Genomic DNA, 11,665 nt, shown 5'->3' with positions numbered 1-11,665 from the left:
CAGCCCCTCACACACCCCCGACGCGGTTGCTGTTCGGCTGCTCGCAGGAAAGAGTATGGGATGCGCGGCGACGGAGACGGCTGGTACAAGAGCACCGACGGGATCAAGCACTGGGGAAAGTACGGTGCGGCGGGACTGCTGCTGCGCGCACCGCTGCCCGGCGGCGGGTCGGCGGTGCTGTTGCAACACCGGGCGCCGTGGAGTCATCAGGGTGGTACCTGGGCGTTGCCGGGTGGGGCGCGCGATTCGCACGAGTCACCCGAGCACGCAGCCGTCCGCGAGGCCGAAGAGGAAGCGGGCATCACCGGTGACGACCTCCGGGTCCGCGCCGAGCGACTGACCATGACTGCCCCGAGCGGCTGGACCTACATCACCGTCATCGCCGACGCGGACAAACCGCTGCCGACGGTCGCCAACCAGGAAAGCGCCGAACTGGCGTGGGTTCCCGAAGACGAGGTCGCCGACCTGCCGTTGCACCCCGGCTTCGCGACCGCCTGGATCGAGCTGCGCGCGGTGCCGTTGCGCGTGCGATTCGAGGCCGACCGCGAGCTCGCCGACGCACTACCCCGCACCATCGAACTGCCCGGCCATGGGTTTTTCTGGTTGCACGCGAGGGTCGACGGACCGGGCATCGAGATCGTCCTCGACGCGGCAGCTCTCGACGGCCCCACCCTCACCCGAGCAGACATCCTGACCTGAGCGCTGTCGGCGCTGTTCCCCGTCACTCGACCGAGCCCCTGTCGAGGCCGCCGATGCACAGGTCCGACCGCCGCTGGCCGAGCTGACTCAGTTCGCGGCGAGCAGGGCCTGCTTGAGCTCCCGCGCGGCGGCCTCGGGATCGGCGGCTTCGGTGATCGCGCGCACGACCACAACGCGGCGCGCACCGGCCGCGAGGACCTCCGGGAGACGCTGCGCGTCGACTCCGCCGATCGCGAACCAGGGCAGCGTCGGGTGCGCGTCGGCGGTCGAGCGGAGGAAGTCGACACCTGCGGCCTGCCTGCCTGGCTTGGTCGGGGTGGTCCAGACGGGGCCGGTGCAGAAGTAGTCGAGGTGGCCGTCGATCGCGGCCAGGCCGGCCTGGTTGCGGTTGTGGGTGGAGCGGCCGATCACCACGTCCGGGCCGACGACGCGTCGTGCGTACGCGGGCGGCAGATCACCCTGGCCCAGGTGCAGCACGTCCGCACCGGCGGCCAGCGCGATATCGGCGCGATCGTTCACCGCGAGCAAGGCACCGTGCCTGCGGGTCGCGGCCTTGATCTCGGCGAGCGCGCCCAGCTCGGCCTTCGCCTCCAGCGCACCGAATTCGGCCTCACCCGGCGACCCCTTGTCCCTGAGCTGCACGATATCGACGCCACCGGCGAGCGCGGCGTCGACGAATCTGGCCAGATCGCCCTTCTCCCGGCGCGCATCGGTGCACAGATACAGCAGCGCACTCGACAGGCGCTCCCGGGGCGGGACGGAACGGTTCGGATGGGAGGGCTGCACGGTCCTGACGGTAGTCGCGCTACCGTTGAAGTGCGAACGCCGCGGCGTGAAGCCCGGGGCGACGAGCTGCGCGGAAGTATGGTTTTCGGCCGCCTTGATCTGGACTGAGTGGAGGGTGCGACGAAGGAGTGCCCGGAGGGAGGGAAGATCGAGGGAACAGGCCGAAAACCCGCGGCGCCAGCCGCGAGAGAGACAGACAGGTAGGAACGTGATGCGAACTCTGGCGGTCGTTGGCGGCGGCGCCGTCGGACTCGCTGTCGCATGGCGGGCCGCGGAGGCCGGTTGGACGGTCACCGTCTTCGATCCGGAGCCCGCGCGTGGCGCCTCCTATGTGGCAGGCGGAATGCTCGCGCCACTGTCGGAGGGCTGGCCCGGTGAGGATCGCGTGCTCGTCTTCGGCGCTGCCGCGCTCGCCGAGTGGCCTGCCTTCGCCGAGCGCTTGCGGGAGATCTCGGGCGAGTCGATGTTCGTGGCCGATGAGACGTTGACCGTCGCGCTCGACGGCGCCGACGCGACCGACCTCCGCACCGTCTCCGAGTGGCTGGCGGATTTCGGTCATGACCTGCCAGTGCTCGATCGTGAGGGAGTCCGTGCGCTGGAACCCGCACTCGCGCGAACCGTCCGAGCGGGCCTGTACGCGAAAACCGAACCCGCCATCGACAACCGCCGTGTGCTGCGGGCGCTCCAGCGAGCTTGCGCGGGGATCGAGATTCGCACCGAAGCTGTTGTCGCACTGGATGATCTACCTCATGACCGGATCGTTCTCGCGGCGGGCGCCCGCTCGGCCGAGCTCTGGCCCGGTCTCGCGGTGCGTCCGGTGAAGGGTGAGATCCTCCGATTGCGGCGCAGGCCCGGTGTCAGCCCGCCGCCGACCAGGGTGATCCGCGCCCGCGTGCACGGCAGACAGGTTTACCTCGTCCCTCGTGAGGACGGAATCGTCGTCGGCGCAACACAATACGAAGCAGGCTTCGATACCACCGTCACTGTCGGCGGCGTCCGCGACCTGATCGCCGATGCCGAGACCATCCTGCCCGGCATCGCCGAATACGAACTGGCCGAAGCGAATGCGGGTTCGAGACCGGGAACTCCCGACAATCTCCCGCTGCTCGGCCACCTCGACGACCGGGTCATCGCCGCCACCGGTCACGGCCGCAACGGCATGCTCACCCTCGCGCTCACCGCCACGGTCGTGCAGGCCCTGCTCGACGGCGCGACCCTCCGTATCGCCGAAATCGCCTCACCCCATCGCTTTTCAGCACTGTCGCAAGGAGGAGTTCGATGACCTCGACCATCCCGATCGGCGTCACCGTCAACGGTGTCGACCACGAGTTCCCCGAGCCGCTCAGCGTCCGCGAACTCCTGACGAAGCTCGAATTGCCCTGCCAGGGTGTGGCCTTGGCGGTCGACGGCGCGGTCTTCTCGAAATCCCGCTGGGACGAACCGGTCGGCCGCGGCTGGACCATCGAGGTGCTCACGGCGGTGCAGGGTGGCTGAGCCGCTGCGGATCGCCGACAAGGAGTTCGATTCGCGCCTGATCATGGGCACCGGCGGCGCGGAGAACCTCGCCGTCCTCGAACAGGCCCTGATCGCGTCGGGTACCGAGCTCACCACGGTCGCCATGCGCCGCGTCGACGCCGCGGGCGGCACCGGCGTCCTCGACCTCCTCAAACGCCTCGACATCACCCTGCTGCCCAACACCGCGGGCTGTCGCACCGCCGCCGAAGCGGTACTCACCGCCCAACTCGCGCGCGAGGCCCTCGACACCAACTGGGTGAAGCTCGAGGTGGTCGCCGACGACCGCACCCTGCTACCCGATCCCTTCGAACTCCTCGACGCCGCCGAAAAGCTGGTCGACGACGGTTTCGTGGTCCTGCCGTACACCACCGACGACCCCGTCCTCGCCCGTCGGCTCGAAGAAGCAGGCTGCGCCGCCGTCATGCCGCTCGGTTCCCCGATCGGCACCGGCTTGGGCATCGGCAACCCGCACAACATCGAGATGATCGTCGCGGCCGCGGGCGTCCCCGTCATCCTCGACGCGGGCATCGGCACCGCCAGCGACGCCGCCCTCGCCATGGAGCTCGGCTGCTCGGCAGTGCTCCTCGCCACCGCCGTGACCAGGGCACGAGAACCCGAACTCATGGCATCGGCCATGTCCGCCGCCGTCACGGCCGGTTACCTGGCCAGACAAGCGGGCCGCATTCCCAAGCGCTTCTGGGCTCAGGCTTCTTCCCCATCCCGCTAAGGGTCGAAGGTCATCCTCGAGGATGACCCGACTCGCTACTTTCCGGCGACGCGCGAAACGGGGATCTTCAGGCAAGCTGGGCTCATGATCGAGCTGAAGGGCCTGACGAAGCAATTCGGCCAGACCGTCGCGGTGCAGGACCTCACGTTCACCGTCCGACCAGGACTGGTGACCGGGTTCCTCGGACCCAACGGTGCCGGTAAATCGACGACCATGCGGATGATCCTCGGATTGGACAAGCCGACGGCGGGCAGTGCGCTCATCGACGGCAAGCACTACCCCGAATTGGAGCGCCCGCTCACGCAGGTCGGTGCGCTGCTCGACGCCAAGTGGGTGCATCCGAACCGTTCGGCGCGTGCCCATCTGGAGTGGCTGGCCGCCTCCAACGACATCCCGAAGTCGCGGGTCGAAGAGGTACTGCGCCTCGTCGGCCTGTCCGAGGTGGCGAACAAGAACGCGGGCGGGTTCTCGCTCGGCATGTCGCAGCGCCTCGGCCTGGCGGGCGCGCTGCTCGGTGACCCCAAGGTGCTGCTTTTCGACGAGCCGGTCAACGGCCTCGACCCGGAGGGCATCCTGTGGATCCGCCGGTTCATGCAGCGCCTGGCCGCCGAGGGTCGCACGGTGCTCGTCTCGAGCCACCTGCTCTCGGAGATGGCCCAGACCGCCGAGCAGCTCATCGTGATCGGCCGTGGTCAGCTGATGTTCGACGGCTCCACCAAGGAGTTCATCGACCGCGCCTCCGAGCAGTCGGTGCGCGTGCGCAGCCCACAACTGGATCAGCTGCGCAGCCTGCTCACCTCGCACGGCATGACCGTGAAGGAAGAGGGCGACGCCGCGCTGATCGTCGCGGGTGTCACCTCCGACGAGGTCGGCAAGGTGGCGGGCTCCAACAACGTCACGCTCTACGAGTTGGCACCGCAGCAGGCCTCCCTGGAGGAAGCGTTCATGCGGATGACCGGCGGCGCCGTGGAGTACCACGGTGAAAGCTTCGACCACCAGGCGATGGGAGGTGCGCTCTGATGGGCGTGCTCGCAGCGGAACGAATCAAACTCACCTCCACCCGTTCACCCTGGTGGTGCTCGGTGGCCGTGGTCGTGCTCGGCATCGGATTCGCCGTGCTGATGGCACTGGTCCTCAATGCCGACTCGACGGGTAATCCGGGCGAGGGCCCGCCGCCGCTCACCCCGAGCGCGGCTGTCTCCGGTATCACCGGTTTCGGTGTGACGGTCTTGATGATCATGGCCGCGTTGTCGGTGACCAGCGAATACCGCTTCGGCGTCATCCGGTCGAGTTTCCTCGCGGTGCCGAACCGGTCCAAGGTCATCCTGTCCAAGACCGCGCTGGTCGGTGCCTATTCGGCCGTGCTCACCGGTGTCCTCGGACTGATCGCGTTCGTCGTGGCGAAGGCGATCTCGGGTGACAACGCGCCGGGCCTGGTGCTCGACGGCAACTGGCGCGCCATCTACGGCCTGCCGATCTACGCCATCCTGTGCGTGATGCTGGCCGTCGGGGTCGGTGTGCTGGTGCGTCAGTCGGCCGCCGCGATCTCGCTGCTGATCCTGTGGCCACTGCTGATCGAGACCCTGCTCGGTGCGTTCGGCAGCTTCGGCCGCACGGTAACCCCGTTCCTCCCCTTCGCCAACATCAACCGCTTCCTGAGCGACCAACCCGTGACAGGCGACTGGCACTGGGGCGTGTGGGGCAGCCTGATCTACTTCGGCGTCTTCGTGGGAATCGTGTTCGCCGGCGCGCTCGTGCTGGTCAACCGCCGCGACGCCTGACAATCCAACCCGGGCCCGCCCTCGTAATGGCCCGGGTCGCGAGGGCCGCGACCTTGTCGGGAGGTCGCGCGACCCGACCTTCGAGCTTCCGCTGCCCGGTAGCTCGAAGGTAGGACCGCCGGTCCGCTGCACACCAGCAGCGGACCGGCGGTCGTTGTCGGGTGAGATAACCTTTTGAGCGTGAGTGAAACGCCTTCTGGCGGGGTGAATCCGCGGCGCGATGCCGCCGCGGACGTGTCCATCCCGTTGGAGCCGATCGTGAGTGCATCCGCCGAATCCGACCCCGGTGCGCGTGCAGGTAGGAAGCGCCCCCAGATCTCCTCGAAGTTGCAGGCCGCCAACCGCCGGGCCGACGTGATCGGCGCGCTGCGCAAGGCACGTCAACAGTTACCCGGTGACCCCGCGTTCGGCGATCCGCTGTCGGTGACGGGTCCCGGCGGTGCGCGCGCTGTGGCGAGGGCGGCGGACAAGATCGTCGGTGGCGCCCCGACCGCGGCCAGGGAAATCGGTTTCGGCGCGCTGCAGGTGTGGCAGGCCGGGCTGGAGCGGATCGGCCGTGGACGTGGCACCGCGGAGGTGACCATCGTGTTCACCGATCTGGTCGGGTTCTCGAGCTGGTCGCTGTCGGTGGGCGACGAGCGCACGCTGGAGCTGCTGCGCAAGGTCGCCAAGGCCATCGAGCCGCCGATCGTCGAGCGTGGCGGTCAGGTGGTCAAGCGCATGGGCGACGGCCTGATGGCGGTGTTCTCCTCGCCCGACCGGGCCGTGCGCGCCGCGCTGGCGGCGCGGCGCAATCTCGCCGGAGTCGAGATCGAAGGTCATACCCCGCGCATGCGAGTCGGCCTGCACACTGGTTCCCCCCGCGAGATCGGTGGCGACTGGCTCGGCGTCGACGTCAATATCGCCGCCCGGATGATGGAGGCAGGCGGCAACGGCAACACGATGATTTCCAGCACCACCTTGGCCGCGCTGCGCCCGGAAACCCTCGATGAGCTGGGCGTTATCGCAAAACCTTACAAGCGCAACTTCTGGGCCGCACCACTGAACGGTGTGCCAGAAGACGTCAGGATCTTCAAACTACACACGACGAGCTGAGTTCTTCGCCAGCCGATCCTGTTCCTTCCAATACTCGCGGAAGGCCTTCTGCGTCGGGGTCGGCTTGTCGGTCAGCGCCTGCCAGTTCGTCGAGCGCACGAAGTCGATGATCATCAGCACCGGCAGGATGAACGCGGAGAAGAAGATCAGGTAGCTGCCGCCGTCGAAGACGAACGCCAGGTAGCCCGCGTAGCCGAGGAAGACGACGCCGAACACGGCGTTGAGGGCACGCGAGAGCTCACCGCGGCCGTTGTCGATGTTGGCCATGATGATCATCGCGAGGCCGCTGACTGCGAGCAGGCCGACATACCAAGTGAACATGTCGGCAAGCCAACAGCTTTCGCCTTGCCCTGATCTTGCGAAACCCTTGCTACTCGAGCCAGAGCACGGCACCGACGGCCGCGAGGACAGCGGTGACGATCAGACCGATCGCCATCGCGCGATTGTTCTTCCAGGTCGTGTACGCGCCGCCGAGCAGGAATCCGGCGAGGGCGAAGAGGAGGACGGACAGCATGGGCTCCATCTTGCCTGGTGAATTGTTCGCGATTAACAAGCACGCGTGCTTGCTTTTTTTCTGAAGCGCTGCGATCCTGGGTGCCATGAGTGCTCTCTCCGCTGACCCGGACCTGATCCGGATCGGGAATTGTTCCGGGTTCTACGGTGACCGGCTCAGCGCTATGCGCGAGATGCTGGAGGGTGGCCAGCTCGACGTGCTGACCGGCGACTACCTCGCCGAACTCACCATGTTGATCCTGGGTCGCGACCGGATGAAGGATCCGAGCCTCGGCTATGCCAAGACCTTCGTCAAGCAGATCAAGGACTGTCTCGGGCTCGCGCTCGAGAAGAACGTCCAGATCGTCACCAATGCCGGCGGCCTGAATCCGGCCGGGTTGGCCGAGCAGCTGCGCAAGGTCGCCGCCGAACTCGGGCTCGATGCCAAGATCGCCCACGTCGAAGGCGACGACCTGGTGGCGCGCGCCGCCGAGCTCGACCTCGGCCAGCCACTCACCGCGAACGCCTATCTCGGCGCGTGGGGGATCGTCGAGTGCTTGAACTCCGGCGCCGACATCGTAGTCACGGGCCGGGTCACCGACGCCTCCGTGATCGTGGGTCCCGCGGCGGCCCACTTCGGTTGGGCCCGAACCGATTACGACGCACTCGCCGGTGCGGTGGTCGCGGGCCATGTGATCGAGTGCAGCACCCAGGCCACCGGCGGCAACTTCGCCTTCTTCACCGAACTCGGCGACATCGGCCGCCCCGGTTTCCCGATCGCCGAGATCCGTCGCGACGGGTCCTGCGTGATCACCAAGCACGACGGCACCGGCGGCGCGGTCACCGTCGACACCGTCGAAGCCCAGCTCATGTACGAGATCCAGAGCGCGCGCTACGCCGGACCCGACGTCACCACCCGCCTGGACAGCATCGCGCTGAGCCAGCAGGGCAAGGACCGGGTACTGATCAGCGGCGTCACCGGTGAGGCCCCGCCGCCGCAGCTCAAGGTCTCGCTGAACACCCTCGGCGGCTTCCGCAACGAGATGTCGTTCATCCTCACCGGCCTCGACATCGAGGCCAAAGCCGATCTGGCGCGGCGACAGCTGGAATCCTGGCTGCCGGACAAGCCCGCCGAACTCACCTGGACGCTGGCCCGCCTCGACCGCCCCGACGCCGAGACGGAGGAGCAGGCCAGCGCGATGCTGCGCTGTGTGGTGCGCGATCCCGACCCGAACAAGGTCGGCCGCGGGTTCTCCAGTGTCGCCGTGGAATTGGCGCTGGCCAGCTACCCGGGAGCCAGCTTCACCGCACTGCCCGGAAACGGTTCGCCCTACGGTGTCTTCACCCCCGGCTTCGTCGATGCGCACGAGGTGCCGCATGTCGCGGTGCTGGCGGACGGCTCCCGTATCGATATCGCCCCTGCCACGGAAACCGTTGTCCTCGAGCCTGTTCCCGAACCGGAACTCCCCGCACCACTGCCGCCTGCCGAAACCCGTCGAGTCCCGCTCGGCACGATCGCGCTCGCCCGCAGCGGCGACAAGGGCGGTGACGCCAATATCGGCGTGTGGGTGCGCACCGACGACCAGTGGCGCTGGCTCGTGCACACCCTCACCGTCGAAAAGCTGCGAGAACTCCTCCCCGAGACGGCCGAACTGACCGTCACCCGCCACGTGCTGCCGAACCTGCGCGCGGTCAACTTCATCATTTCCGGCCTGCTCGGCAAGGGCGTCGCCTACCAGGCGCGTTTCGACCCGCAGGCCAAGGGGCTCGGCGAATGGCTGCGCTCCCGCCACATCGATATGCCGACGGAGCTGCTCGCATGACGTCTGTTTGGGAAACACCGGAGCGAAAAGAGCTGCGCGCCACCGTGCGTGGGTTCGTCGAGCGGGAGATCCTGCCCGACCTCGACTCGTGGGAGCGCGCGGGCGAGCTGCCGCGCGAGCTGCACAAGAAAGCGGGCGAACTCGGCCTGCTCGGTATCGAGTACCCGGAATCGGCGGGCGGCGAGGGCGGTAATGCCATCGACTCGGTGATCGTGGGCGAGGAGTTCCATGTCGCCGGCGCGTCCGGTGGGCTGTGGGCCTCGCTGCTGACCTGCGGCATCGCGTTGCCGCACATGATCGCCTCGGGCAACCAGGCTCAGATCGACCAGTGGGCCAAGCCGACACTGGCCGGTGACCTGATCGGTTCGCTGGCCATCACCGAACCCGGCGGCGGTTCCGATGTCGGCCACCTCACCACCACCGCGGTGCGTGATGGCGAGGACTTCATCATCAACGGCGCCAAGACGTTCATCACCTCGGGCTGTCGCGCAGACTTCGTCGTCACCGCGGTGCGCACGGGCGGCCCTGGCGCGGCGGGTGTTTCGCTGATCCTGGTGCCGAAGGACACTCCCGGCTTCACCGTCAGCCGCAAGCTGGAGAAGATGGGCTGGCTGGCCTCCGACACCGCCGAGCTGTCGTATGTGGATGTGCGGGTGCCCGCGTCGAATCTGGTGGGCGCCGAGAACAGCGGCTTCGCGCAGATCGCCGCCGCGTTCGTCAGCGAGCGGGTCGGCCTCGCGGTGCAGGCGTATTCGCTGGCCCAGCGCGCGCTCGATCTCACCGTGCAGTGGTGCCGTGATCGCGAGACCTTCGGCCGTCCGCTGATCAGCCGCCAGAAGGTGCAGATGACGCTGACGGATATGGCTCAGCGCGTGGACATTTCGCGCACCTACACGCGAGCGCTGGTCGAACGCTACGTCGCCGGTGAGGAGAACCTGATCGCCCAGGTCTGCTTCGCCAAGAACAACGCCGTCGAGACGGCCGAATGGGTGGCCAACCAGGCCGTGCAGTTGCACGGCGGGATGGGCTACATGCGCGAGGCCGAGGTCGAGCGCATCTACCGCGATGTGCGCATCATCGGCATCGGCGGCGGTACCAACGAGATCCTGACCATGCTGGCGTCGAAAGTATTGGGGTACCAGTCGTGACGACCTTCCGTTCCATCATCGACACCGCCTCGCCCGAGTACACCGCGGCCGCCGAGGCGATGTCGACCAAGCTCACCGAGGTCGAGGCGGAGTTCGCCAAGGCCATCGCCGGTGGCGGCCCCGAGAAAGTGGCCCGGCACCACAAGCGCGGCAAGCTCACGGCCCGTGAGCGCATCGAACTGCTGCTCGACGAGGACTCGCCGTTCCTCGAACTGTGCCCACTTGCCGCGTGGGGCAGTGATTTTCACGTCGGCGCGTCGACGATCGCCGGTATCGGCCTCGTCGAGGGTGTCGAGTGCATGATCGTCGCGCCCGATCCGACGGTGCGCGGCGGCACATCGAACCCGTGGACGCTGCGCAAGACGCTGCGCATCAACGACATCGTCCGGGAGAACCGGCTGCCGGTGATCTCGCTGGTCGAGTCCGGCGGCGCGGACTTGCCGACGCAGAAGGAAGTCTTCATCCCGGGCGGCGCGATGTTCCGCGACCTCACCCAAGCCTCCGCGGCCGGAATCCCCACCATCTCTTTGGTTTTCGGCAACTCCACCGCGGGCGGCGCCTACATCCCCGGCATGTCCGACTACGTGGTGATGGTCAAGGAAGCCGCGAAGGTCTTCCTGGCGGGCCCGCCGCTGGTGAAGATGGCCACCGGTGAGGACTCCGACGACGAGACCCTCGGCGGCGCCGAGATGCACGCCCGCACTTCGGGTCTGGCCGACTACATGGCCGCCGACGAGCAGGACGCGATCCGCCTCGGCCGCAATATCGTTCGTCGCCTGAACTGGAAGAAGCAGGGTCCCGAGCCGCGCGCCGAGGTGATCTCGCCGATCTACGATCCCGAGGAACTGCTCGGCATCGTGCCCTCGGACCTGAAGATCCCGTTCGATCCGCGCGAGGTCATCGCCCGCGTGGTCGACGGTTCCGACTTCGACGAGTTCAAGCCGCTCTACGGTTCCAGCCTGGTCACCGGCTGGGCCGAGATCAACGGCTACCCGATCGGCATCCTCGCCAACGCGCGCGGCGTGCTGTTCTCCGAGGAATCGCAGAAGGCCACCCAGTTCATCCAGCTGGCCAACAAGAAGAACACGCCACTGTTGTTCCTGCACAACACCACCGGCTACATGGTCGGCAAGGAGTACGAGCACGGCGGCATCATCAAGCACGGCGCGATGATGATCAACGCGGTCGCCAACTCCACGGTGCCGCACATCTCGCTGCTGGTCGGCGCCTCCTACGGTGCCGGGCACTACGGCATGTGCGGGCGCGCGTTCAACCCGCGTTTCCTGTTCGCCTGGCCGAGCGCGAAATCCGCCGTCATGGGTGGGGCGCAGCTGGGCGGTGTGCTCACCATCGTGCAGCGCGGCGCGGCCGAGTCCAAGGGCCTGCCGTTCGACGAGGAGGCCGCCGCCGGTCTCGCCGCGATGGTCGAGGCGCAGATCGAGGCCGAGGCCATGCCGATGTTCCTGTCGGGCAGGCTGTTCGACGACGGCATCATCGACCCCCGCGACACCCGCACCGTGCTGGGAATGGCTCTGTCGGCCATTCACACAGCCCCGATCAAGGGCGCCGAGGGCTTCGGCGTCTTCCGAATGTGAGATG

At 67.7% G+C, this 11,665-nt stretch carries 13 protein-coding genes; 10 read left to right on the top strand and 3 right to left on the bottom strand.

Annotated features, from left to right (window positions below):
* The first annotated feature begins 60 nt into the window (after positions 1 to 60).
* Complete coding sequence (locus ACQHI0_RS26400) at positions 61 to 699, top strand: NUDIX domain-containing protein (protein WP_427904485.1); 639 nt, start codon at positions 61 to 63, stop codon at positions 697 to 699.
* An 87-nt stretch (positions 700 to 786) separates the two neighbouring features.
* Here ACQHI0_RS26400 and thiE read toward each other — a convergent pair whose 3' ends face one another.
* Positions 787 to 1,485 (bottom strand): thiamine phosphate synthase, encoded by a 699-nt coding sequence (gene thiE, locus ACQHI0_RS26395; RefSeq protein ID WP_427904484.1) that lies wholly within the window; start codon positions 1,483 to 1,485, stop codon positions 787 to 789.
* 211 nt (positions 1,486 to 1,696) lie between these two features.
* On the opposite strand from thiE, the gene thiO reads away from it, so the two are divergent.
* From thiO to ACQHI0_RS26365, 6 genes are all read left to right on the top strand, one after another.
* On the top strand, positions 1,697 to 2,767 hold the full coding sequence (thiO, locus tag ACQHI0_RS26390; RefSeq protein WP_427904483.1) for a glycine oxidase ThiO: 1,071 nt from the start codon (positions 1,697 to 1,699) through the stop codon (positions 2,765 to 2,767).
* On the top strand, positions 2,764 to 2,979 hold the full coding sequence (gene thiS, locus ACQHI0_RS26385) for a sulfur carrier protein ThiS (RefSeq protein ID WP_378633691.1): 216 nt from the start codon (positions 2,764 to 2,766) through the stop codon (positions 2,977 to 2,979). Before thiO ends, thiS begins: the two co-directional genes overlap by 4 nt.
* Positions 2,972 to 3,727, top strand: a complete 756-nt coding sequence (locus tag ACQHI0_RS26380; protein WP_427904482.1) for a thiazole synthase — start codon at positions 2,972 to 2,974, stop codon at positions 3,725 to 3,727. Before thiS ends, ACQHI0_RS26380 begins: the two co-directional genes overlap by 8 nt.
* Before the next feature lie 84 nt (positions 3,728 to 3,811).
* Positions 3,812 to 4,747 (top strand): ABC transporter ATP-binding protein, encoded by a 936-nt coding sequence (locus ACQHI0_RS26375; protein ID WP_427904481.1) that lies wholly within the window; start codon positions 3,812 to 3,814, stop codon positions 4,745 to 4,747.
* Positions 4,747 to 5,508 (top strand): ABC transporter permease, encoded by a 762-nt coding sequence (locus tag ACQHI0_RS26370; RefSeq protein ID WP_427904480.1) that lies wholly within the window; start codon positions 4,747 to 4,749, stop codon positions 5,506 to 5,508. The genes ACQHI0_RS26375 and ACQHI0_RS26370 overlap by 1 nt, the downstream gene beginning before the upstream one ends.
* 240 nt (positions 5,509 to 5,748) lie before the next feature.
* Positions 5,749 to 6,603, top strand: coding sequence for an adenylate/guanylate cyclase domain-containing protein (locus ACQHI0_RS26365; protein WP_427909301.1), 855 nt, complete (start codon positions 5,749 to 5,751; stop codon positions 6,601 to 6,603).
* On the opposite strand, the gene ACQHI0_RS26360 is transcribed toward ACQHI0_RS26365, so the two are convergent.
* Both ACQHI0_RS26360 and ACQHI0_RS26355 read right to left on the bottom strand, forming a co-directional pair.
* A complete protein-coding gene (locus ACQHI0_RS26360; protein ID WP_427904479.1) occupies positions 6,586 to 6,924 on the bottom strand; it encodes a hypothetical protein in 339 nt (112 codons plus the stop codon). The two genes, ACQHI0_RS26365 and ACQHI0_RS26360, sit on opposite strands and share 18 nt — an antisense overlap.
* Before the next feature lie 49 nt (positions 6,925 to 6,973).
* Positions 6,974 to 7,117, bottom strand: coding sequence for a hypothetical protein (locus tag ACQHI0_RS26355; RefSeq protein ID WP_427904478.1), 144 nt, complete (start codon positions 7,115 to 7,117; stop codon positions 6,974 to 6,976).
* 85 nt (positions 7,118 to 7,202) lie between these two features.
* Between ACQHI0_RS26355 and ACQHI0_RS26350 the strand changes: the two genes are divergently transcribed.
* Genes ACQHI0_RS26350 through ACQHI0_RS26340 form a run of 3 tightly spaced genes read left to right on the top strand, consistent with a single transcriptional unit; the run spans position 7,203 to position 11,661 of the window.
* On the top strand, positions 7,203 to 8,918 hold the full coding sequence (locus ACQHI0_RS26350; protein WP_427904477.1) for an acyclic terpene utilization AtuA family protein: 1,716 nt from the start codon (positions 7,203 to 7,205) through the stop codon (positions 8,916 to 8,918).
* Positions 8,915 to 10,066, top strand: a complete 1,152-nt coding sequence (locus ACQHI0_RS26345) for an acyl-CoA dehydrogenase family protein (RefSeq protein ID WP_427904476.1) — start codon at positions 8,915 to 8,917, stop codon at positions 10,064 to 10,066. Before ACQHI0_RS26350 ends, ACQHI0_RS26345 begins: the two co-directional genes overlap by 4 nt.
* The gene (locus tag ACQHI0_RS26340; protein ID WP_378922301.1) at positions 10,063 to 11,661 is read left to right on the top strand and encodes an acyl-CoA carboxylase subunit beta; all 1,599 of its coding nucleotides are present in this window, start codon (positions 10,063 to 10,065) and stop codon (positions 11,659 to 11,661) included. Before ACQHI0_RS26345 ends, ACQHI0_RS26340 begins: the two co-directional genes overlap by 4 nt.
* Positions 11,662 to 11,665 lie beyond the last annotated feature (4 nt).

Origin of the sequence: Nocardia sp. FBN12 (assembly GCF_050320175.1) — a bacterium.
In the GTDB taxonomy this organism is placed as follows: Bacteria; Actinomycetota; Actinomycetes; order Mycobacteriales; family Mycobacteriaceae; genus Nocardia.
Note: the sequence above shows the minus strand (reverse complement) of the source record. Positions and strands in the feature narration are given on the sequence as shown.